18 protein-coding genes are annotated in these 24,081 nt (G+C 48.2%); 10 read left to right on the forward strand and 8 right to left on the reverse strand.

The genetic code is table 11. The features are described 5' to 3' along the window. Nucleotides 1–334: 334 nt before the first annotated feature. The 5 genes from H579_RS0111585 to hemH all read left to right on the forward strand — a co-directional run bounded on the left by H579_RS0111585 (nt 335) and on the right by hemH (nt 6,575). Nucleotides 335–1,534 carry an ATP phosphoribosyltransferase regulatory subunit gene (locus H579_RS0111585; RefSeq protein WP_028300817.1) on the forward strand — a complete coding sequence of 400 codons (1,200 nt, stop codon included), beginning with the start codon at nt 335–337 and terminating at the stop codon, nt 1,532–1,534. Nucleotides 1,535–1,593: 59 nt separating this feature from the next. Then, a complete protein-coding gene (locus H579_RS0111590) occupies nt 1,594–2,889 on the forward strand; it encodes an adenylosuccinate synthase (RefSeq protein ID WP_028300818.1) in 1,296 nt (431 codons plus the stop codon). Between the two features lie 280 nt (nt 2,890–3,169). Then, nucleotides 3,170–4,945, forward strand: a complete 1,776-nt coding sequence (locus tag H579_RS25360) for a GGDEF domain-containing protein (RefSeq protein WP_036566142.1) — start codon at nt 3,170–3,172, stop codon at nt 4,943–4,945. Between the two features lie 115 nt (nt 4,946–5,060). Beyond that, nucleotides 5,061–5,351 carry a DUF6482 family protein gene (locus H579_RS0111600; protein WP_028300819.1) on the forward strand — a complete coding sequence of 97 codons (291 nt, stop codon included), beginning with the start codon at nt 5,061–5,063 and terminating at the stop codon, nt 5,349–5,351. 234 nt (nt 5,352–5,585) lie between these two features. Further along, nucleotides 5,586–6,575: a ferrochelatase gene (gene hemH, locus H579_RS0111605; protein ID WP_028300820.1), complete on the forward strand. Its 990-nt coding sequence runs from the start codon at nt 5,586–5,588 to the stop codon at nt 6,573–6,575. 117 nt (nt 6,576–6,692) lie between these two features. Here hemH and H579_RS0111610 read toward each other — a convergent pair whose 3' ends face one another. Beyond that, complete coding sequence (locus H579_RS0111610; protein WP_028300821.1) at nt 6,693–7,400, reverse strand: 16S rRNA (uracil(1498)-N(3))-methyltransferase; 708 nt, start codon at nt 7,398–7,400, stop codon at nt 6,693–6,695. 62 nt (nt 7,401–7,462) lie between these two features. Here H579_RS0111610 and H579_RS0111615 point away from each other — a divergent pair, with 62 nt between their 5' ends. Beyond that, nucleotides 7,463–8,116: a DsbA family protein gene (locus tag H579_RS0111615; protein ID WP_036566143.1), complete on the forward strand. Its 654-nt coding sequence runs from the start codon at nt 7,463–7,465 to the stop codon at nt 8,114–8,116. Nucleotides 8,117–8,252: 136 nt separating this feature from the next. On the opposite strand, the gene H579_RS29120 is transcribed toward H579_RS0111615, so the two are convergent. After that, nucleotides 8,253–8,426, reverse strand: coding sequence for a hypothetical protein (locus H579_RS29120; protein ID WP_157834608.1), 174 nt, complete (start codon nt 8,424–8,426; stop codon nt 8,253–8,255). A 421-nt stretch (nt 8,427–8,847) separates the two neighbouring features. Between H579_RS29120 and H579_RS27870 the strand changes: the two genes are divergently transcribed. After that, nucleotides 8,848–11,580, forward strand: coding sequence for an EAL domain-containing protein (locus H579_RS27870; protein ID WP_051227555.1), 2,733 nt, complete (start codon nt 8,848–8,850; stop codon nt 11,578–11,580). Between the two features lie 163 nt (nt 11,581–11,743). On the opposite strand, the gene H579_RS0111630 is transcribed toward H579_RS27870, so the two are convergent. Then, nucleotides 11,744–12,940: an amino acid aminotransferase gene (locus tag H579_RS0111630; protein WP_028300823.1), complete on the reverse strand. Its 1,197-nt coding sequence runs from the start codon at nt 12,938–12,940 to the stop codon at nt 11,744–11,746. Nucleotides 12,941–13,386: 446 nt separating this feature from the next. On the opposite strand from H579_RS0111630, the gene H579_RS27875 reads away from it, so the two are divergent. After that, nucleotides 13,387–16,503, forward strand: a complete 3,117-nt coding sequence (locus tag H579_RS27875; protein WP_051227556.1) for a bifunctional diguanylate cyclase/phosphodiesterase — start codon at nt 13,387–13,389, stop codon at nt 16,501–16,503. Nucleotides 16,504–16,647: 144 nt separating this feature from the next. Here the strand turns inward: H579_RS27875 and H579_RS0111640 are convergent, their stop codons facing one another. After that, a complete protein-coding gene (locus H579_RS0111640; RefSeq protein ID WP_028300824.1) occupies nt 16,648–17,382 on the reverse strand; it encodes an oxygen-binding di-iron domain-containing protein in 735 nt (244 codons plus the stop codon). 38 nt (nt 17,383–17,420) lie between these two features. Beyond that, nucleotides 17,421–18,029, reverse strand: a complete 609-nt coding sequence (locus H579_RS27880; RefSeq protein ID WP_051227557.1) for a hypothetical protein — start codon at nt 18,027–18,029, stop codon at nt 17,421–17,423. Nucleotides 18,030–18,459: 430 nt separating this feature from the next. On the opposite strand from H579_RS27880, the gene H579_RS0111650 reads away from it, so the two are divergent. Next, on the forward strand, nt 18,460–20,400 hold the full coding sequence (locus H579_RS0111650; protein ID WP_028300825.1) for a methyl-accepting chemotaxis protein: 1,941 nt from the start codon (nt 18,460–18,462) through the stop codon (nt 20,398–20,400). A gap of 148 nt (nt 20,401–20,548) precedes the next feature. Here H579_RS0111650 and pseI read toward each other — a convergent pair whose 3' ends face one another. From pseI to pseG, 3 genes are read right to left on the reverse strand one after another with little or no spacing between them, the layout of a single operon-like run. Continuing rightward, nucleotides 20,549–21,598: a pseudaminic acid synthase gene (gene pseI, locus H579_RS0111655; protein ID WP_028300826.1), complete on the reverse strand. Its 1,050-nt coding sequence runs from the start codon at nt 21,596–21,598 to the stop codon at nt 20,549–20,551. Nucleotides 21,599–21,604: 6 nt separating this feature from the next. Then, nucleotides 21,605–22,144, reverse strand: coding sequence for a UDP-4-amino-4,6-dideoxy-N-acetyl-beta-L-altrosamine N-acetyltransferase (gene pseH, locus H579_RS0111660; protein ID WP_211224710.1), 540 nt, complete (start codon nt 22,142–22,144; stop codon nt 21,605–21,607). After that, nucleotides 22,141–23,268 (reverse strand): UDP-2,4-diacetamido-2,4,6-trideoxy-beta-L-altropyranose hydrolase, encoded by a 1,128-nt coding sequence (pseG, locus tag H579_RS0111665; protein WP_028300828.1) that lies wholly within the window; start codon nt 23,266–23,268, stop codon nt 22,141–22,143. Before pseG ends, pseH begins: the two co-directional genes overlap by 4 nt. A 235-nt stretch (nt 23,269–23,503) precedes the next feature. Between pseG and H579_RS0111670 the strand changes: the two genes are divergently transcribed. Then, a complete protein-coding gene (locus H579_RS0111670) occupies nt 23,504–24,079 on the forward strand; it encodes a TetR/AcrR family transcriptional regulator (protein WP_028300829.1) in 576 nt (191 codons plus the stop codon). Nucleotides 24,080–24,081 lie beyond the last annotated feature (2 nt).

Below are 24,081 nucleotides of genomic sequence, written 5' to 3' on the forward strand. Positions count from 1 at the left end.
TGTGGGTAATAAATCGGATAAAAGCCTATAGAAACCATGGTCGATCAGCATAATCGTGGTAGAATAGATCAAACCGGGTTCGCCCCGGTTTTTTTGTGTGCGTTACTTTTTAGCCCGGATCCGTACTGTACCTTGTTGTATTAGTCGGCGTGTTGAGGCGCGGGGTTACCAAAAAGTCATCTTTTTTGACTAGGATTACATTGAGTCGGTGAATCTGACGGTAGGGGCTTATTACGCGACTGATAAGCACGAAACAAACAGTCCTAATGACTTTGGTCCCACTATTTTTAAGCCCCGTTATGGATTATGACAGTAAGATAGAACAGGCAAGATTATGACCATTGCAGATCGTTGGTTACTTCCAGATGGTATGGAAGAGGTGTTACCCCCTCAGGCGAGACAGATTGAAAGCTTACGTCGTGAGCTATTGGATCTGTTTCATTGCTGGGGTTATGACCTGGTATTTCCACCACCAGCAGAATATCTGGAGTCCCTGCTGACGGGCAGTGGCAACGATCTGGATCTGCAGACCTTTAAAATCACTGACCAGTTAACCGGTCGTCTGATGGGGGTTGCGGCAGATATTACACCTCAGGTGGCACGTATGGATGCTCATTCTATGCGGCGTCAGGGGCCGGCCCGTTTCTGTTACTGTGCGAATGTATTGCGCACCAAGTCCAACAATATGCTAGGTTCCCGTAGTCCGATGCAGGTCGGTGCTGAGCTATTTGGTCACGCCGGAGTGGAAAGTGATAGCGAAATTCTGGGGTTGATGATTGCGGCCCTGGGGACGGCCGGTGCGGAGAAGATCTACCTGGATCTTGGGCATGTGGGTATATACCGCGCTCTGATCAGTGAAGCGGGCCTTGAAGCAGATCAAGAGAAGCAGTTATTTAATGCCATTCTGCAAAAAGCTTACGGGGATATTGATCAAATAGTCGCAAGGGATGTTGCGAACGCCTCTGTGCGAGGTATGATCTCTCGTCTGGCACGTCTGAATGGTGGTTTTGAAGTCTTGGCTCAGGCTCAAATTGAGCTGGCAGATGCACCGACTTCGGTTAAAGAAGCGCTGGATAGCGTTGAGCAAACCGCCAAACTGATCCAAAGTCAGTATCCTAATGTTGAGATTAACTTCGACCTGTCGGAGTTACGCGGCTATAACTACCACACAGGTATGGTATTTGCTGCGTATATCCCAGGTTATGGTCACCCTGTTGCCCAGGGCGGCCGTTACGATGAAGCCGGAAAAGTATTTGGTCGTGCCCGGCCAGCAACCGGTTTTAGTGCGGATCTGAAAACATTGGCGAAATTGTTGCGGGATAATGACCTGAACAATGGTGTTATGGCACCGGCCGGTTTCAGTGATGACGAGGAGTTGCTGTGTACAGTGCGTGCGCTACGCAGTGAAGGTACTCGCGTAGTGTATGCGATGCCGGGGCAGGATATTAACGCCTCCGAGATGGGGTGTGACAGTGAACTGGTCAGAAAAGACGATGGCCAGTGGGTTGTAGAACCAATTAACCAAATCTTTTAAAACCGTCCTTTTGGACAAGGCTGGCAACAGCCTGAGTTCGAGTGAATGAGAAGGCAGTAATGGGTAAAAACGTCGTAGTACTGGGCACCCAGTGGGGTGATGAAGGTAAAGGTAAGGTAGTTGATCTGTTAACAGAGTCGGCTGCTGCGGTGGTACGTTTCCAAGGTGGTCACAATGCAGGCCATACTCTGGTGGTTAACGGTGAAAAAACCGCTTTGCACCTGATTCCTTCAGGCATCCTGCGTGAAAATGTTACCTGTATCATTGGTAATGGTGTGGTGCTGGCTCCGGATGCTCTGTTAAAAGAGATCCGTATGCTGGAAGACCGTAATGTTCCAGTACGCGATCGCCTGCGTCTGAGCTCTGCGTGTCCACTGATTCTACCGTACCATGTGCGTCTGGATCAGGCCCGTGAAGTGGCTCGTGGTGCTGATAAGATCGGTACGACCGGCCGTGGTATCGGTCCTGCCTACGAAGATAAAGTAGCGCGTCGTGGTCTGCGTCTGGGCGATATGATGAACCCGGAATTGTTTGAGCCAAAACTGCGTGAAGTGGTTGCGTATCACAACTTCATGCTGGAAAGTTACTATAAAGAAGAACCTGTAAACGCTGATGAGGTGCTGGAAGAAGCGCTGAAGATGGCGGAAGAGCTGCGTCCTATGGTGTGTGACGCGACCAGCCTGCTGCATGAGTATCGCAAAAATGGCGATCATATCATGTTTGAAGGTGCACAGGGCTCTCTGCTGGATATTGATCACGGCACCTACCCATATGTTACCAGTTCTAATACTACCGCGGGTGGTACGGCGACAGGTTCTGGTTTTGGTCCATTGTATCTGGATTACATTCTGGGTATCACTAAGGCTTATACAACTCGTGTGGGCTCTGGTCCTTTCCCAACGGAACTGTTTGACGATTGTGGTAAGCATCTGGCAGAGAAAGGCCATGAGTTTGGCACCACTACTGGTCGTGCCCGTCGCTGTGGTTGGTTTGATGCCGTAGCGCTGCGTTACTCTGTGCAAGTAAACTCTATCTCCGGTATCTGTCTGACTAAGCTGGACGTACTGGATGGTCTGGAAACCATTAAGGTTTGTACTCACTACAAACTGGAAGATGGTAGCCAGGTTGAGCTGCCAGTTGATGCCTCTGCTTTTGGTGCGGTTGAGCCGGTATACGTTGAGCTGCCAGGCTGGACTGAATCTACCGTGGGTGCTAAAACCCTGGAAGAGTTGCCACAGGCAGCTCGCGACTACATCATCTTCCTGGAGAAACAGGTAGGCGCGCCAATCGATATCGTATCGACAGGCCCGGATCGTGAAGAAACAATTGTTCTGCGTGATCCATATAAAGCTTAATCTGTCAGGCCTTAGGCCTGCTGATTAGTTTTAATAAAAGGCAGCTTTTGAGCTGCCTTTTTGCTTCACCCTATCCGTAGATCTACTTCTCTCTCGTTATTATATTTTCTCTGTAACCTATCTTTTTAAGACTATTGGCCTAAATTCAGCCAATTGTTGACGTATAAACTAGACTATTTGGTCAAATTTTATCCTTGTAGCAATTCTGTCATTTTTGCTTGGTGTAATAAGTCACAGTGTGCGTGGGAATTCGCTTCAGTTACGTCAGGGGTTGCACTATATGCCACAGTCCATTGATCTGCTAAGGATCATTGAAGAACAGAAAATCAATACACTGTTCCAGCCGATTATTGGTGCACGGGGCCAGTCTATTTACGCTTATGAGGCGCTGAGTCGTGGACCCGCCGATAGTCTGTATTGCAGCCCTATCCACCTGTTTGAGGAGGCAAAACGTCAGCATCAGCTGTTTGCTTTGGAGGGAGTATGCCGAGGGCGGGCGATTGAGAATTTCACTCGTCAGAAGCTGGCTGGGAAACTGTTCTTAAATGTTTCGCCTGAGACCCTGTTGCAGTCAGATCACCAGAGTGGCCTGACGCTCGATCTGCTAAATACTTATGGCCTTAAACCAGAGCAGGTGGTTATAGAGATCACTGAGCACTCTCCAACCCATGATTATGATCTGATGCGTGCCGCTGTTGAATATTATCAGGGGGCGGGCTTCTCTATTGCGATTGATGATCTCGGTGCAGGTTATTCCAGCTTGCGTTTGTGGTCTGAGCTAAAACCTGAATACGTTAAGATTGATCGCCACTTTGTCTCGGGTATTGAGAGCGATAAGGTCAAACGAGACTTTGTGCGCTCTATTGTAGAGATTGCCCGAGCGGTGAATAGCCAAGTGGTTGCCGAGGGCATTGAAACGCGCCAGGAATTTGAGGCTCTATCGGAGATAGGAGTGGACTATCTGCAGGGTTATTATTTTGCCCGCCCACATCCGCAGCCGATTCGAGAGGTGTGTAAATCCGCTCAAGTGGTCTGGAAACAGATCAAGGAAAGTAGGGATATGTACAAGGATGATGGACAGATTGGTCGTCTGATGTTGGATATACCGCCCGTAACACCGGATACCTTGGTAGAAGATGTGGCAGAGCTGTTTGATCTGCATGAGCACTGGTTTTCTCTGCCTGTGGTTTCGGGTGGGATACCCGTGGGGATGATTAAGCGCACTCGACTACTACAGAAGCTGAGCAAAGCGTTTGGTCGCGACCTTTACAGCAAAAAACCAGTGAGTCAGATTATGGACTCCGAGTTTATGGCGGTTGAGCGTCATATGCGTTTAGAGAAGGTCAGCCAGCAAGTGACCCAGCGTAGTCGTAATTGTTTGGAAGAAGATTTTATTGTTACTGAAAATGGCTACTACTGCGGTATAGGTCAGGTGATTGATCTGTTAAAAAAGATCACCGAGATGCAGCTGAAAAGTGCACAGAACTCCAATCCGCTCACAGGCTTGCCTGGTAATATGCTGATTCAGGAACAGATTGATCAGCTGATAATCTCACGTTCCAGCTTTGTTACCTGTTACTTTGATCTGGATAACTTTAAGCCTTATAACGATCAGTATGGTTATGCTAAAGGGGATGAGATCCTCTTGACGGTAGCTCGTCTGCTTCAGAAACACTGCGATGGAAGCATGGATTTTGTTGGGCATGTGGGTGGCGATGACTTTGTAGTGATTTTTCGCAGTAATGAGTGGCAAAGTTATGTGCAGAGTGCTCTAAACGAGTTTAGTCAGGTGCGTATGGAGTATTACAGTACCGATCATGTGGCGGACGGTGGTATCTGGGCAGAAGATCGTTTTGGTGAGAAGCGCTTCTTTGGCCTGATGAGTATCTCCGTCGCGGCAATTGATTCTGAATCTGCTAACTTTGGTTCAGCGAAAGAAGTGGCCAGTCAGCTGACTCAGATTAAACATGAAGCGAAGCATGCCAAGGGAAATAGTCTGGTGGCCCGTTTGGCCGGCTCTATTGTAAATCTTTTTCAGGAAGAGCAGACTGCATAGGGGTTGATCAGTTGATTCATTGAATTGTCATAGGCTTGTCTCGTACCTGTCTTTTTAGGGCGTTATAAAAGATGAAATAGATAAATAAATAGAAGATAAGTCGAAGGACAAAGCAATGAAAATGACCGAACTGCACAGCTTGTTGAAAGCTGAATCACATCCATCCATCCATATCCAGTCTCATCACGATGGTGTTTACTTTACAGTAGAGATCGAACATGGGGATGATAAGCAACAGCTGCGCGCGCTAAACGGTAAACCCATGGTATTTCGTGATGAAGAAGCGGCGCGTAATCTGCTGCAACAGGCTGGAATCAAGCAGGTTAAAGCTCGCCGTATCCTGTCTGGTTTTTCAACCCTGGCCCAGCCAGGCTTTCAGTCATCCTGGCCAGCCCGTTTTGCATAAGCGATTGATCTAAACGCTTTTATCTCTCGTACGACACGTTATCATGATGCCTCTAAACATTGTGCTTTGTTTAAACCCAAGCTTCTCGGCGTAGGAAGCAGTGTTTTACCTAAGATTGTTTACTCAATCTAATAAGTTGACAGCACTGGTCACCAGAGAGCAGACAAAGCCTATAAAATAATGGTTTAGGGATGTAGCAGCCCGGATTTTTGGCTGGATCAATTAGGAATAACGATGTCCGAACAGAGCACTTCTCAACCCGTACAGGGTATTCTGCTGGTGAATCTGGGTACTCCCGATGCCCCAACACCGGCAGCAGTAAAACGTTATCTGGCAGAATTTTTACATGACCGTCGTGTAGTTGATCTGACACGTTGGTTATGGTGCCCTATCCTTCATGGCATTATTCTCAACACCCGGCCTAAAAAAGTGGCTCATGCCTATGCCAGCGTTTGGACGGAAGAGGGTTCACCGCTCATGGTGATCAGCCGCCAGCAACAACAGGCGCTACAGGATAAATTGGCTCGCCAGGGTTATGATCTGCCCGTTGAACTGGCGATGACCTACGGGAATCCGTCGATGGCTAAGGGGCTGGATGCTTTGATGGCCCAAGGCGTTGAAGAAGTGATTGTGCTCCCGCTCTATCCTCAATACTCTGCGACCACGACTGGTGCTGTGTTTGATCAGTTGGCGCGGGTGATTGGCAAGCGTCCTGAATTTCCGGCGCTGACCTTTATTCGCGACTACTACCGTTCACCGGGTTATATCTCTGCTTTGGCCCAGTCGGTGCGCGAGCATTGGCAGGAATATGGCAAAGGTGAGCGGTTGCTAATGTCTTTCCATGGTATTCCGCAACGTTATGCGGATAACGGTGACCCTTACCCTGAGCATTGCCGCCAGACTGCACAGGCACTGGCAGCTGAATTGGAGTTAAGTGATGAACAGTGGATCTGTAGTTTCCAGTCCCGTTTTGGTAAGGAAGAGTGGCTCAAACCTTACACCGATATCACTTTGCAACAGTGGGGTAAGGAGATAGAACAGGTGGATGTGATCTGTCCTGCATTTGCTGCAGATTGCCTGGAGACACTTGAAGAGATTCAGGTGGAAAATCATGACCTGTTTATCGAAGCTGGAGGCAAAACCCTGAGCTATATTCCGGCACTGAATGCCCGTGATGATCATATTCAGATGATGATTGATCTGTTAGTGGCAAAGCTAAACTGATCCAAGATGGCACAGGTTTCTGCTGGCTCAGAGTATTTTTGGTCTTACTCTGAGCCGGTTTATTCTACTTTGCCGCCCAATGGCTAATGCTTAAAGACTCAACACAGATATAGCGCTTTAGAATAAACGCGCCAGTAAAGCTGTGACGGCTGTTTCAACCCGCATAATGCGCTCGCCCATATGGACAGGTTTCAGGCCAGCTTCTGTTAGCTTTTCAATCTCATAGGGAATAAAACCGCCTTCAGGGCCAATAGCCAGCGTGGTATCCTGTTCGATTCCCCTTGGACAGGCATCGGGCACGCGTGGGTGGGCCACCAACCCTAAAGTACCTTGGCAGAGTGCCGGTAAACGGTCTTCAACAAAGGGTTTAAACTGCTTCTCCAGAATGACTTCCGGCATCACCGTATCTTTGGCTTGTTCCAAGCCGAGGATCAGTTGTTCCTGGATTTTATCTTCTGCCAGCATCGGTGACATCCAATAGCTTTTTTCCACCCGCTTGGTGTGTAGCAGAACCAGCTTCTTTACACCCAGGGTGCTGATATGTTGCAGCGTACGTCCCAGCATACGGGGCCTGGGTAGTGCCAGAATCAAGGTTAGAGGCAGAGCAGCAGGGGGCTGTTGATTCAGTTCAACTTCCAGAACTGCTTCTTGATGATTCAAGCGGATTAATTGGCCGCGACCACAGAGACCATTGACCTGACCGACAGTTAGAAAATCGCCTTCCTGTGCCCGGTGAACCGTTAAGATATGTTCCAGGCGTCTGTCAGTCAGGCGAACCTGTTTTTCGGTAATAAAATCTGAATCAAACAGTAAAATTAGGTTCATAGAACTACCCTTAGAGATGTGACTGCATCATAGTCAGGTGATTACTGAATGCAAGAGGAAGTATGTCGAGTTATTTTAATCAAGTGTTAACCCGTGAAAAAACGGCGCTGATCTATGTACTGGACCCCATGTGCAGTTGGTGCTGGGCCTTTAGTCCTATCTATCAAGCGGTGAAAGCCCGTTTTCCTGAATTGGAACATTCTCTGCTGCTCGGTGGTTTGGCCCCTGATAGTGATGAGCCCATGCCTGAGAGTCAGCAGCAGTATATTCAGGGCATCTGGCGTAATATTGAGCAGAGCACAGGCACTCAGTTTAACCACGATTTTTGGCGTGAATGTCAGCCCAGGCGTTCGACCTATCCTGCCTGTCGAGCGGTGATGGTTGCTCGGGAACAGTCCGATGAGCTGGCAGGGAAGATGCTCGGTGCGATTCAACAGGCGTATTATCAGCAGGCGCAAAATCCATCTGATCTGCCCACACTACAAAGTTGTGCCCGACAAATCGGTTTATCAGAACAGGGTTTTACTGAGCGTATGCAAGTGCTAAGGGATAGCAGTACTTTGGAAGACGAAGTAGACTTTGTACAGCGTTTGGGGGTGCAGGGGTTTCCTACATTAATCTTGAAGAAGGGGATGCAATGGTTAGCGTTACCAATTGACTACAAGGATAGTGCACGGCTTATTTCTGTGATTGAATCACGCTTGGTATCGGATTAGCGCCCATATAAGGCTGGCTAAAGTAAGAGTCACGAGCGACTGGTAAGTACCTAATTCAATAAGCGGTATCACAAGACTGCTCTGCTTGAGTAATCTTGTGATATTTTCTTTCTTCTTGGTACTTTTTCTTCGTATCTTACTGACTTCTATGGCGTTTTAAGCTTTTGAGCTTATTGGCGTTGCGCATCATATTCTCCCGGCCTGCCTCGAGACGGCTGACAACACTCTGAAACTCAGCGACCAAGCGATCATTGTTGTCCGATATTTTTTCATTTAAATGCACTATCTGACGAAAAACTTCAAGATCCATCTTCTTAGCTCCGAAGGCGGTTTAAAAGATGGGTTTAATGTACATTATAAAAAGTGTAGCGCGCTAGAGTCTTTGTTCTGCAAAAGTGTAGCGCTTTGCTAACAGGCGTAACTAAACGTAATGCTAATGCTTTGTGATAAGCATTCTGGTCGCGGTAAAGTAGCTTATGAACCTTGGAATTTGATAAGCGACCAGAGTCTTTGTTTAATGGATAAAGGCAATGTTGAACTGGACAAATCTCGATCAACTTGACATATATCAATAATATAACGTTCGTGACTTGAGAAAGTGCGAATGAGAAAGAATGCTGGTTTTTAAATACTTTATTACCCGAAGCTAGAGCGGTACTATGCGCTGTGCCTTTTATAGGTGCAATTTTAAGGTGCAAAAGGCTGTCAGTTTACAAGGGTTGTGTCACTGAATGAGTTTTAATCTGGGCGTTAAGGGACAAAGAAGGAAAGTGATTGTACATAGGACAGTCTGTCAGCTGGCTGCTTTGATGGCTATGCTGTTATGTCTCAGTGCCAGTGCATTGGCCAAATCCCCAGCGGTTGAGCTGACCGCAGCAGAAAAGCAGTGGTTGCAAAACCATCAAAGCACCATACGCCTGGGTGTCAGTTATGTGCCGCCCCATACCATGATCAAAGATGAAGCTGGTCGCTACCGTGGTGTGGCCATGGATTTTCTTTATCTGATCGAAAAGAAGCTGAATATCACTTTTGAGCCGAAGTTTTTCCCCTCTTACAGTGCTATGTTGCAGGCCGCGCGTGATAAAGAGGTTGATATCGTATTTGCTGCGTCTGAAACCCCGGAGCGTCTGAAATACCTGGATTTCACCCAACCCTATACTTTTTTGTCTAACAAAATTTTTGTTCGTAAGACCTCCCCGGAATACCAGGGTCTGGATCAGTTAGCGGGTAAAAGCGTTGCTGTAATTCGCGGTACTGCTGTTGCCGAGTATTTGAAAGCTCAATTTCCGGCGATCAATCTGGTGGAGTTGAAAAGCTCTCGTGATGTAATTGTAGCGCTGTCATCAGGCAATGCGGATGCGGCAATCTCTGTGGTTGCCAGTGCCTGGATGCATATCAAAAGTGAAGGTATCAGCAATGTTGAGGTTGTGGGTGATGCCCACTATAGCTATGCGGTACGTTTTGCCAGTCGTAATGATTGGCCCGTGCTGAATCAAATATTAGAAAAAGCGCTGTACAGCTTTAGTGATAAAGAGAAGGATGATATTCATCGACTCTGGCTCTATCCGGAAAAAGATGAGGGGATTGATCCTGAGCTGGTCACTCGCTATGCCATTATAATCGCACTTGTTTTCCTGATTGGTCTGCTGCTATCGGCAGCATACTGGATTCGGCGTTTACGTCTTGAGGTTGATAGCCGCTTGCGTTCGGAGGCTGCCCTTAAGGCCAGTGAAGAGCGTTTTGAGCTTGCAATTCGTGGTACGAACGATGGTATCTGGGATTGGGATCTGTGCAGTAATCAGCTCTATCTGGCTCCGCGGGTGCAGGAGATCCTGTCAGCCCCGGGAAACAGTGAACAGGGGCTGGTACAAAACGGTCTTGAACCCTGGCTGAATAAAGTGCATCCAATGGATATCAGTCTGGTGCAAAGTGGTGTTGATCAGCACCTGCAGCAAAAGGTGCCTCTGGACGTAGAATACCGTATGAAAAACAGCCGGAATGAATGGGTTTGGCTGCGTATGCGGGGACAAGCACAATGGGGCAGTAATGATAGCCCGGTGCGCCTATGTGGCTCTATTATGGATATCACTCGTACTAAACGGGCGGATGAAGAGGTCAGACGTCTGGCTTATTTCGATAATCTTACCGGTATTCCAAACCGTGAGCGCTTTAAGATTACCCTGCAAGGTGCAGTCAATAAGCTGAATACAACAGGCCAGGGTTTTGCCGTTCTGTTTATCGACCTGGATCACTTTAAGGTGATTAATGATAGCCTGGGTCATCGCATTGGTGACTTGTTGCTTAATCATGTGGCGCAGCAATTGCGCGATCTATTGCCTCCGTCCAACTTTATTGGTCGTCTGGGTGGCGACGAATTTGCCATTCTGATGGAGGGTACCATCGAAGGGGCTCAGGTTGAGCGCTGGGCCGATGAGATTCTTCTTATGGTGGCACGGCCACTGAAGTTAGATGGTCACGATATCAGAACGACTGCCAGTATCGGTATCAGTTTGTGCCAACAGGCTCCAATACATTTGGATACGGTGATGGAACAGGCAGATATCGCTCTGTTTGAAGTCAAACGCCAGCAGCGAGGCCAATACCGCTTCCATAGCCCAGAGATGAGTCAGAAGATGATAGAGGCCACAGCGCTGGCCAATGATCTGGAACAGGCTCAGGACAGAGGCGAATTATTTCTGGTTTTCCAACCTCAGGTACACCTGAAGGAGGAAAGGCTTATTGGCTGTGAAGCCCTGTTACGTTGGAAGCACCCCGAGCGTGGGTTTATCTCTCCTGGGCAGTTTATTCCTCTGGCCGAAGAGCGCGGCCTGATTCATCAGCTGGGTGACTGGGTATTGTATCAAGCCTGTACTCAGGCCAAGCGTTGGTTGGAACAGGGGGTTGCGTTCCAGCAGATCGGTATCAACGTATCATCACTGCAGTTGCTGGAGCCTCAGTTTGTTGAGCGGGTCTATCAGGTGCTGCAGGAACTGGAGCTACCGGCTCACTGTATCGAGCTGGAGATTACTGAAACGGTGTTGATGAAGGATATCTCCGTGGCAGAGCAGGCGATGCGTAGCCTGAACAAACTGGGTGTTAACTTCTCCATTGATGATTTTGGAACTGGCTATTCTTCGTTGCGTTATCTTCATAAATTACCGATTAAGCGTCTCAAGCTGGCGCAGGAGTTTGTTCGTGATATGGCACCGGATGATGAAGGTGCAGTGATTGCCGCAACATTGCAGCTGGGACGCAACCTGAATATTCCTGTTATAGCCGAAGGCATTGAAACCTTCCGTCACTTTGAACAGCTACGGGAGCAGGGTTGTGATCAGGGCCAGGGGTATCTGTTTGCAAGGCCTATGGCCAGATCTGAGTTTGAAGACTTTGTTGCCAAGAGTCAGCAAGTCGGCGTGTTGCCTGAATTTTCTGATTGCAAAGAGCAGATTATGGAGGTGGGTTAAATCACTGTTCTCTTTGAGTGGAGTGATATTCTCATCTCTCGTACAATAAAAATGCGCCGCCAGAGATACTCTTTAGTGGCGCATTTTTCTAACCTTTTTAAGGCGATCTATGCTTCAAGCCGCGTGCTCTTGTATAGAATCTGCGGGATGAAAGCCTGTGATTTTATTGCTGAATGGCTTTATTGATCGCTTCACTCAGTAGCTCAAGATTACGATCATTAATACCGGCGACATTGATACGGCCGGACTCAACGGCGTAAATGCCGTAGTGCTCACGCAGATACAAGACCTCATCTTTACTCAGGCCAGAGTAGGAGAACATGCCTTTTTGCTGCTCAATAAATGAGAAGTCCCGATTGCAGTTCAGGCTTTGCAGGCTACCGACCAGTTCGCTACGCATACGGCGAATACGGTCACGCATTTCGGCCAGCTCTGTTTCCCATTGTTGGCGTAGACCTTGATCAGACAAAATGGTGGTTACAATGGCGGCACCATGAGCTGGCGGGTTGGAGTAATTTGCGCGGATACAGTTCGCTACTTGAGAAAAAGCGCGCTGACAATGCTCCGCACTTTCGGTAACCAAACTTAAGGCTCCGATACGTTCGTTATACAGGCCAAAGTTTTTGGAGCAGGATGTAGTGATCAGTGCTTCAGGACAGAGGTCCAGCAGCATTTTCATACCGCGCACATCCTCCTCTAAACCCTCACCGAAGCCTTGGTAAGCACAGTCGATTAAAGGCACAAGACCTTGTTCGGCCACAGCCTGACTGATTAGTTTCCACTGCGCTTGTGTTGGGTCAATGCCTGTCGGGTTATGGCAGCTGGCATGTAGCAAAATGACATCACCTGCAGGGATCTGACGGATGCTGTCCAGCATAGCGTCAATGGCCAGTGCATTATGATCTGAGTCGTAATATGGGTAGGTGCGCACTTCGACACCTGCACCGGCAAAGACATGAAAGTGGTTAGACCAGGTCGGATCACTGACCCAGATCTTAGCATCGGGACTAACCGCATTGATCAAGTCACCGGCCACACGCAACGCTCCGGTGCCGCCTGGGGTTTGAGCTGTGGCGATACGGCCTTGTTGAATAATTGGGTGCTCGTTACCCAGCATCAAACCTTGCAGTAAAGGAGCCAGCTCCGGGGCTCCGGTGGCACCAATATAGCCTTTGCTTTGTTCATGTTCTAACAGATAGGCTTCTGCTTCTTTAACGACATTCAGAATCGGTGTTTGACCTGAATCGTTCTTGTATACACCTACTCCTAGGTCAATCTTATTAGGGTTAGGGTCATTCTTAAAGGCAACCATCAACGCTAACAGGGCATCGCCTGGAATAGCTTTTACATTCTCAAACATGTGTCGCTCCGAGAGGTGCAGTGACATAAAACTATGTAACCCGAATAAACATAGACAAGGAGGCCGTGATTAATCCCTTTCCTAACATAATCGGGGCTAAACTATCGATAGTACCGTGATTTAGCCTTGGCATAAGACAGATTTCCGTAGCAGGTATGTGTTGTAAGGCGGGTTGTTTGTAACGAATTAATGACACTGCTCATCTGCCTTAAGTATTAAGGTGTGGTGTGGTGTTGGGTGTAAAAAATAGTATACGAAGAAGGCTTTTTGTGTCGCGATTATCATTTTTTCTCATGGGAATTATATGAAAAAGGTCTTTTTACAGCTTTATTGATACAGGTCGGTAAACCCAAAAAAAGAGCCATCTAGACTGGAAGGACAATAAAAAATGGCCAGGGACGCAGTTTTTATTCATTGGATGAATGACCGTAGATCGGAATTGGATAATGAAACTGCAACATAAACTCTATTTGGGCTTGGCAGCGATTTTTACCATCTTGATGGTGATCGGTGGTCTGCTGTTTTCTCAGGAGTACCAGAAACGTCGTTATACAGAACAATTGGTCAATCTGTATCAGCCTGCCTTATCCGCCTCAGAAGGCATGATCAGCGCGTTTTCTGAACTGAATAGTGCTGTGGTTAAAAGCCTTAGTCCTGTAGTGGATTCTCCTCAAGGGAGTCTATTAGCAGCGATTGAGTTGTTTAATAAAAACCAGAATGAACTGGCTTTGCTATCCGGTCATCTTGAACTATCAGGTCTGCCCAGCGAGCAGCTGGAGCAACAGTTTGATGAGACATCTGTACTGGCATTAGTTTTGGTCAATCAGTATCAGGAGATGTTGAAGCAGCAGCGGCAGCTGGAAGGCAATGTTGATATCCTGCTCTCATTACTGAAATCACCGGACCAAAGTCATCAGCCAGAACTGTTACTGCTACAAAATGACCTGTTGCGGTTAAGTCTCTATATTGCGTCTCCCCTGCATCGTAATGCCTGGTATAACAAGGATGAACTGGAGCTACTGGAGCAAAATCTGGCTCAGCGAGTCGAGAGTATAAGGGCCCGTGATGAGCTGGCATTTACACTGAATTATTCCGAAATGGGGTATGGTGTGGGAGAGGTGCGTACTCTCTATCATCACATGCTGGCGAACTTCGACCGCTTTCATATTAAGCTCAGCCAGTATCAGCAGGCGCAGCAGGATCTTCAGCTGTTGCTGAATCAGCTCCATAAGCAGTTGGTGAAAAAACATGAACTGTCTATGACACACGTACAGGCGGTAAGCCGTAATAATAAACGTATCGAGTATGTGTTGATCCCGCTGGGGATTATTATTGCGGGACTGCTGGCCTTTCAAACAGCCCTTCAGGTACGCAAACCGCTGAACCATCTATTGGAAGCGATTCGTTTTGCCCAAGCAGGGGATTTCTCTTACCGCATTGATATCGAGTCTCATGACGAAGTGGCGCAATTGGCGGGGCATTTCAATGAGATGATGGACAGGCTAGGTTCGATTACCGTTTCCCGAGCTTATCTGCAGGAGGTGCTGGATACCGTTCTCCATGGTGTTATTGTGACCGATCATCGGTTTAATATCCGTTTTATCAACGCTGCGGCTGAATACTTCTTCCCTGAACAAGCTTATGTGGAGGGTTCGATTTTTAATTGTCGGACCGAAGATGGTGCTATGTTGCTAACAGCATCGGAGCGCCAGGTTCTAAACCAGCAGAAGCGCTTAACCAGTATCGAAAAAGTGGTGGTTCTGCCCTCAGGCCATCAGGTGATACTGACTCTTTCAGTGACTGAGTTGGTGATTAATGAGGCCAGTCATTGGGTAATCTCACTGCATGATATCTCACAGATCAAAGAAGCTGAGAAAAACCTTCAGCTGTATGCCAAGGTGTTTGAAACTTCCAATGATGCCATTGTTATCTCAAGCAAGCACAATGTGATTGAACAGGTGAATCCGGCATTTAGCCGTATTACCGGTTTTGAGCCTGAAGAGGTGGTCGGGCAAAACCCCAGTGTACTCAGTTCAGGTAAACAAGATCGAGGGTTTTATCGTGAGATGTGGACACAGCTATTGATGAAAGGCTGTTGGCAGGGAGAGATCTGGAATCGGCGTAAAAACGGCGAGGTTTACGCCGAGTGGTTGTCCATTGTGACTATTCATAATGAACTGGGCTTGATTGAGCGCTTTGTCGGTGTGTTCAGTGATATAACCCAACGTAAAGAAGCAGAGCAGCTGATTCATCGTCAGGCCAATTATGATGCCCTGACCGAGCTGCCCAATCGTCGCCTGTTCTGGGATCGCCTGTCCCAGGCGTTGCTGCAAGCGCAAGCCAACGAGAGTCAATCCAGTGAGGCTCAGGTGGCACTACTTTATGTGGATCTGGATGGTTTTAAGCCGGTGAACGATTCCTTTGGTCATGAGTACGGTGACCTGCTATTAAAACAGGTTGCCGTGATTATGAAGTCGCTGATTCGTATTACCGATACCGTGGCGCGTTTGGGCGGTGATGAATTTGCGCTGATTCTACCGGGTTATAGTCAGGCTCAGTTACAAGAGGTCGCTCAGTCTATTGTGGATCAGTTGATGCAGCCGATCATGGTGAAGGATAAGTTGATCTATATCGGCGCCAGTGTGGGTATCAGTATCTATCCTGAGTTGGCCAATAATCAGGAGACTCTGGTGCATCAGGCAGACTCGGCCATGTACTATGTGAAAAACCAAAGTAAGAGCAGTTTTGCTCTTTATAACAGCGAGATGGAGGTTGTCGCTTACGAGAAAATTCAGCTGGAGCAGGATCTGAGAGATGCGCTCAATAAAGACCAGATGCAGGTGATTTTTCAGCCGCTATATGATGCTCAAAGCGAGCGTATTGTTAGCGCAGAAGCTCTGCTGCGTTGGCAGCATCCGGTACGAGGTAAGTTGATGCCTGATCTGTTTATTCCGCTGGCGGAGGAGACGGGAATTATTCATAGCCTGGGTGAATGGGCTATACGGGAGGCCTGTCAGCAGGCCGTACAGGCGCTAGGTGGTATCGGTTATGTGCGTGTGGCGGTGAATATCTCACCGAAACAGTTTGCCCAAGCGGACTTTGTCTCTCAGGTGGAAAATATTCTACTTGAAACCGGTTTCCCGGCGAAGTATCTGGAGTTGGAAGTGACCGAGCGCCTGATTATTAATGATCTCAATGCGACGGCCAGTGTGCTGAAACAGTTATCAGAGATTGGTGTTTCTGTGATTGTGGATGATTTTGGTATCGGTTATGCCTCGCTCAATGATTTGCGCCAATATCCGGTGACTGAGCTGAAATTTGATCGTAGCTTTATTAAGGATGTTTGCCGCAGTCCTCAGGATAGCGGCATGATTCGATCTATGGCGGACTTGGCTCACCAGATGGGGATGAAGGTTGTGGCCGAAGGAGTGGAAGACGCAGATAGCCTGGAAATGTTAAAGCAGATGGGGTGTGATTTTATTCAGGGTTTTGTCTATCACGAGCCCATGGCGATGAATAAGCTGGCACAGCTATTGGAGAATCAGGCCGAGGTCGGTCAGTGAGCAGCTGGAATCGTGATATTTCTAAATCTAAAGCTTAGCTTCTGCCGTTAACATGGCGTTATATGCCACTTATCTATAAAACAATGCCCATGATAAAGGGGCATTGTTTTATAGCAGGAAAAAAGCGATTGATTTTGAAGTGGTTTAGGCGATACCTGTACCCACTTCCAGCTCGTCCAGCCAATCCAGGAAACGCACGACATCACGGTCTCTGAAAATAGCTCCGTGCTGCGGTGCCATATATTTAATATCCAACTGGCGTACGCGACGAATCCAATCCTTCTTGGCTCGGTTAGAGGGCATCCAGCGTTGGTGGAACAGGCGCATTTTGTCAACGTGAGCATCAAAATCTTCTACGAACAGCGGCGCGCCGTCAGGTAGCAGTGCGGCGCCAATATCGCCGCTCATCAGAATCTTAGCCTGAGGATCATAAACACTGAAGTTACCGGAGGAGTGCATATAGTGCGCCGGGATAAATTGCAGCTCTACCTCATCCAAGCGAATGCTTTTACCTTCGTCGGGCAGAGGGTTGTACTTAATACTGTTACAGCCGAAGTGGCGCAGGAAGCCTTCCCATAACCAGGGGGCGTGCAGCTCTGCATGAGGCAAAGTTTTATCCCACAGGCCCAGGGAGGAGATAATATCTGGGTCCTGGTGGGAAGCAAACAGGTGCGTGATCTGTTGCACTGGCACATGGTGTACCACAGCAGCCAGCATAGCAGAAAACAGCTCAATACCACCGGGGTCCAGCATGATAGCGTGGTTGGTGGTTTTGATCATATATTGGTTCGTATCAATAATCTTACTTGGGCGCTCTTCATCCCGGCCAAAGACCAGCCACTCGTGGCTGCGGCTTTCATGCAGTTTGACTACTTTCATCGACTTCTTTCCGTATTCCTGATGATCTGTGCTGAGAATTAGCGCTCAAGTGAATGTCGGCATTTACTGGCGATATGCTTAATGCGGTTAGCTGCTTTTTCCAGTTTTACCACGATGCCTTCCAAGCTAGCCTGGTAGCTGTCTGCTGCTGTGGCGGCTTCCAGTCGGGAGGTTGCTGTGACTACATTGGCGGCCAGCATGCGGGACTCAATTTCATCAAGCAGTTCAAACAATTTTCGCATATGACGTCGTAGTTGCATGGTTTGCTGATGGTGTCGGTTGGATGCTTCCTGTGCAATGGAATCCAGAGTATCGCCAAATGCGGCTGTTTTTGAGCGCTCCTGCGCTTTTTTGAAGCGCTCATGGGCATCCGCGCTATGTAGGTCTGCCAATGAGTTTCGGGAGAGAGTCAAGGCCTCCCGGTTGATCTCTTTTACCAGCCAGATGGTGTCATTGGCCAGCTCAACCATAAAGTCCGTAATAGGTTTAAAGGTTCGGACATTGTCACCGGCACGGGCGACCAGAGCCTTGGCATTCATCGCTTCCAAAGAGATGTTTTTTGCTTCAGTGAGCACTACGCTTAATTCAGCAGCCACAGTGGCAGCATTAATAAAAAAGTGTGCGCTGTTTCTTGGGCCTGACTGCATTCCGGGCAACCCTTTTATCGAACCAGTGAAATGGATTTCTTTCAATTATGGTGAGCTGTGTGCGGGTTGACAACTATTTGCACTGATTAATTCGCTGCTTGAGTGCTGAAAAGATCGAATATGGGAGAAGCTGTGTAAAAACCAGTGGCACTGGAATGAGTGACTTAATTGCTTCGTTGATCAATCTTGATTAGCGGGATTGAGCCTGATTCCATTGTTTTTGAGTGGTTTAGCGCATTATCTTGCTGAAGTTGTAAAAAAAAGCAGTGAAAAATGCGTAAATGCCGGTTTTTATTGTGCGACGAAAGTATTATTCTGATAAAAAGGCCTGCCTCCTAGGGATCACAGGCGGCAGAAAATAATAACAAACCGCTTTAGGATGATTATGATTTCATCGTAAAGCCAACGGCCAAAAGCTGTTGAGGTCACAATGTCAAATCAACTATTTGCTCTGGGCAGTAAGCTGTTACGGCCCGTGATTATCACGATTGTTATCCTGGCAGTCGTGCAGACTCTGCTCTTTATTACGCTGACCCGTTCCGGAGGGGAAAGCCTGATTAATGATATCAGTGCCAAACTCAGTCTGGAGAACGGTAAGGTTTCTGAGCAGCTGGCAATGTCCAGTGAGCGGGTGCAGGGACAGATTGCCGAGATGTCCGATAAGGTATCCGTTGAACTGTCCGGTAGCCTGAAGCTGGAGCTGGAGCAGGAGAAAGATAGCACAGTTAAGATGCTGGAAGATTCCCTGCTGGATACTTCCAAGAATATGGCGGTTATTCTCGCCGCAGTAGCCCCCCAGGCGATCTGGGATCGTGACATTCCTCAGCTGACTCGCTATGTACAGATGGCTCATGAAAGTGAGCATGTGGTGTTTGCCGGTTACTATGATATCTACGGTAAACGTATGACCCGCTATCTGAATAGACGCAGTGATCTGGTGAAAGATCTGATTGAAGAATCTAAAGGGAGTGGTAAAAAAGGCCTTGATGGAGTGATTGCTGCTGCCGCTGATCATGAGCGTATCATTATTATCCGTCAGCCTATCAGCCCCAGTGGCTCTCCTATCGGGGAGTTTGTCTTAGGGGTGAGTCGTGACAAGGTGATCTCTGGCACTCAGGAGATGGAAGTTGGCTTTAATGCATTAATTAATAACAGTATTGAGGCAGTGAAGAACAGTATCAATACTGCTTCCGGTGAGACAGTATCTGATTTGAAGGATCGCCTTTCGGGGATTCAGCAGAATAACGATACGGCCCGTCACTCCGTGGAGCTACGTATCGAAGAATCGTCTGATCAACTGGTTCAACAGATGACCTTGGTGTCTCTGATCAGTGCTCTGGTATTGATTGTAGTACTGGTGGTGGTGCTATCGGTACGTATCTTACGTCGTATCGGGATATTGACCGATGCACTGAGTGATCTGTCTGAAGGGGAAGGAGATCTGACGCGTCGTATCGGCATTAAGGGGGATGATGAAATCGCATTGATGGCCGGTAAGGTAAACCACTTTGTCCAAGCCATTCAGGCGATTGTGGGTGATGTGCAGTCAGTGTCCAGACATACCTCCAGCGTAGTGAATACTATGCGTCAGGGAAATATTCAGGCGTCACAAGCAACTGAACGACAACAAAGTGCCGTTTCAGAAGCCTCTGCTGCAGTGGCTTATATTGTGGACAGTGTGGCAGAAGAGAGTGAAAGCGTGGCTCAGACACTGAAAAGTGTCGATAAGATCCGTGAGGAGACCGGACAAAGCGCGGCTATCTCTCGGGAAGTTCGCCATGATATTGAGCATCTGGTAACCAATGTGGAAGCCACTTCTGATGTGATTGATGCGCTGGCATCGCAAAGTGATCAGATTGGTGATGTACTGGATATGATCAAGGCGATTGCCGAGCAGACTAATCTCTTAGCACTGAATGCGGCTATTGAAGCAGCCCGTGCCGGTGAGAGTGGGCGTGGCTTTGCGGTTGTGGCCGATGAAGTACGTATGTTGGCCAGTAAAACCCAGCAATCGACGGAAGATATTGAGGCCCAAATCGGGCAGCTACAGGCCGGTGCCACTAAAGCCGTTACGGCGATTAATGAAGCAAGTACAGTAGCGCGTAGTAGCATTGATGGCATTCGCCAGTCTGATGAACGTTTAGCAAGTGTCAATAACGCGGTCGAAGAGCTGCATAAGATGTTCACTGAGATCACCCGTATGACGGAAGATCAGGCCGGACAGGCGGGCAGTATGCATCAGGCACTGGAGCAGATTTTTAATGAATCCCATGTCACTGCGGGTGCTGTGGCTCAGGCCGATAGCACCAGCCTGGAGCTGGAGCAGTTGGTGCAGGATCTGGGACAGAAGGTGGGGCGCTTTAAGGTTTAATCCATTCAGCTGATAATAGATACTCTGTGTCGTCGCTGATCGTTAGCATATAGGATAAAGAACCTCCGGTTTGCGTGGCAAACCGGAGGTTCTGTTCTTTAATCGGAGTGCTGTGTATCTCTATCTGTCTTCAGAGTTCATAGCAGAATTAAAAATTAACTTGTTCCAGTTTTACCGGAGTATTGGCTGCAATATCCGTATTGACCGTTTTACCGATCAGTTGATCCAGATATTTAGGGGCGGCACCATAACCGGGACGTACACTACGAATATGGGCCTGGGTAATGGTCTCTCCTGCATTCAGTGCTTTTACAAAATACAACGAACGGCGGAACTGGACATTACCGCTTTCACTGGATTTTTTACCATAGTCTACCTGTCCACGCGCCTGCCAGGCGGTCTTGCTGTCCCGACATAAAGCGATCAGATCTTCAGGTTCCAATGAGAAACTGTCATCTGGGCCGCCACCGTTACGATCCAGAGTAAAGTGTTTTTCGATAATAGAGGCACCCAGCATCACACTGGCAATCGCGGTGGTATTATCCAGTGTATGATCTGACAAACCCGTCACTAAACCAAAGCGCTCTATCATATCGGCAATAGTCGCTAGATTATAGTCGGCAGCCGGGGCCGGATAGCCACTGACGCAGTGCAGAATTGCCAGCTCTTTACAGCCGCCGTCCTGTGCGGCGGCAATCGCTTCAGCAATCTCATCAGCGTCCGCCATACCGGTTGAAATAATCATCGGTTTGCCGGTACTGGCGACATAACGAATAAGTGGCAGGTCGACGGCTTCAAAACTGGCAATCTTGTACGCAGGTGCATTCAGGTCTTCCAGTAGATCCACCGCGGTTGAATCAAAGGGGGAACTGAACATGGTGATGCCCAGTTGACGGGCGTAGTCAAACAGAGGCTTATGCCAATCCCATGGTGTATGAGCTTCTTCATACAGCTCGTATAGACTTCTGCCATCCCATAAACCGCCCTGAATAGTGAATTCGGGGGCATCACAGTCAAGCGTGATGGTATCTGCGGTATAGGTTTGCAGTTTAATGGCATCTGCACCGGCTTTATGAGCTTGTTCAATAATCTTAAAAGCGGTATCAATGGAGCCGTTATGATTGGCAGACAGCTCAGCGATAATATAAGGCGCATCCTGCTGGCTGATGCGGCGCCCGGCGATTGTGATCTCTTTCATACTTGGTTATCTCTTGGCTATCTGGGCCATCTCTTGGCTGTGGGTGTGCCACTCCTGCGCTAATAACCCGAAGCAGGCGATTGAGTGGAAATTCAGGCCATCATAATACTGATCTCTCAGCGTCCCTTCCTGCTGAAAACCCATCTTTAAGTGGAATCGGATTGATTTGTCATTATACCCAATGGCCTGACCGCACACTTTATGTAACCTGAGTTCGCAGAAAGCATAGTTCAGGGCGTGAAAGCCTAACTGACTGCCCGTACCTTTGGCGGCATCCGGTGCAAGATAAAATCCCCAGTCGGCAATCTGTTGGTGAGACTGCAGGGTAAAATGAATAAAGCCTGCCGGTAGACCCTGGTGCTCAAAGACCAGCAGTTGGCGTAAGGGATCGGGTTGGCAGCGTTCGAACCAATGGGCGTGTTCCTGCAGAGTTATCTCATGTTGAGTGTACATAAAACGGCGTACCTCAGGATGATTACGCCAATGTAACACAGTGGTCAAATCGTCTGCTGTCATAGGGCGGACAAAACTGGCAGAGGTGTTCATTGTGACTCCTGCTCCAGATAATTAACGACTTTCAAGCACCCCAGACCATCGCTGATCGCCTGAGCGGCCTGACTACTGTTGCTGAGATAGTTGGGGCTTAGCTGATCAAAACATTGAGCGACCTGTTGTGCAAGCTTAGGACCGATACTGAGTGATTGTGCTGCACCGGCGGCTTGCAGTTGTTTGGCAATTGTTTGCTGGTTTTCTGCCAATATGATCATCAGTGTGGGTAAACCCAGACAACATCTCTCCCAGCTGGTACTGCCTGCCGCGCCAATGGCAAAATCGGCGTTGGCCATCAACTCTGCCATATTATTGACGCCCTGGAGTACCTGGCAGGGTTGTTTGAGCTCAGCGGCGATCTGTTTGACCTGCTCAATATGAGGAGCGGTGACACCCATCACAACGGTTAATTCGCAGGATTCAGGCAGGTGGCTGTGATCAATGGCTTTGAGTAGAGTACCGGTGATATTGTCTTTATCCACCCCGCCCAGATTAATCAGTAGATTGTTTAACTCAGGAGACTGGCGACGTTTAAGGCTGGTAGTACGCCACTCGCTAAATTCAGGCCGTAACAGCGCGTATTGAGCGCCGGTCAAAATCTGGCATCCAGCGGGAACCAGAGATTGATAGTTGTCTGCTGTGCGACCAAAGGTTTGATCCAGTAATAGATTACACCGATGTTTTCGGTCTGCCAGATCATCAATTACCATTAATTGCTTAAAACCTGCCTCGCAGGCATCCTGCCAGTGATAGTCCAGGGCATAGTGATCTACAATCAGCCAATCGACAGCCTGTCCTGAGGTGAAAAGTATTGAAAGTGTCTGAAGTGTTTGTTCGGCGTCCTGCTGCCAGGTGGCCCCTAGCCAATGGGCGTGAGGTGGCAGGTCTGAGCCAGAACTATCGGTTATTGGATCAACCTGATCGGATGCCCTAGGGGCTGAAAGAAATTCAACATGGTAGCCTTTCTGGTGAATAAAATCCCCTAGGTGTCCCTTATGTGGTCGGCAGATAAAGCGGCATTGATGTCCCCGTTCGGTCAATGCATCTGCCAGCGTCAGGCAGCGCATAATATGGCCGCTGCCAATATTGATTGAAGCATCAGCACGAAAAACGATGTTCATAACAGCCTTTGTTTCCTAAAGAAGCTGACAAAAAGTCCAGCATATCCATCATATAGAGAGGGTTAACTGAGTCAATGTACAAAGTTGTTTACTGAAATACCAGAGCCGTAACGGGCAAAGGTTTTTGACTTAAGTGGATACTGGGTGATGGTATGATTCCATTTGACCCTGAATAGAGGAATGTGGTTAATTTGTTGGCATAACCCAGAAAAACCAAGCAAGCGCTAGATTTGATATGACTCAGACCAACAACTCAAAACGACGTAAGGAACTGGTGTCCATTGCTGCCCGCCTGTTCTTTGAACAGGGCTACGAGCGGACTACCGTAAGAATGCTGGCCGATGCGATGGGCATTAAATCTGGCAGCCTGTTTCATCATTTTAATGATAAGCAGGAGATCCTGTGTGCGGTAATTCAGGACGGTATGGAGAGTGCGCTGGAGATTGCAGGGGAAGCATTAGATGGGGTTACTGAACCCAGAGAGCGCTTTCTGGCACTGTCCAAGGCTCATCTAAGTACCTTGCTGACCGACCGTAATGCTCACGTTGTTGCCCTGTATGAGTGGCGTAGTTTGTCGGAAGAGTCGCTGAATGTGCTGATCGGTATGCGTGACGAGTATGAAGCTCTATGGCAACAGGTGATTGATGAGTGTGTGACTGCTGGGGTGCTAAAAGGTGATGTGCCTCTGATTCGTCGTTTTACTTTGGGGGCGCTCAACTGGACGGTACAGTGGTATGATGCCAGCGGTGAAAAATCCCCGGACGATCTGGCCAAGGCTTTGGCTGAATTGATCGGCTTACAGCGTAATTAACT

The organism is Oceanospirillum beijerinckii DSM 7166, from assembly GCF_000422425.1.
GTDB classification, from domain to species: domain Bacteria; phylum Pseudomonadota; class Gammaproteobacteria; order Pseudomonadales; family Halomonadaceae; genus Oceanospirillum; species Oceanospirillum beijerinckii.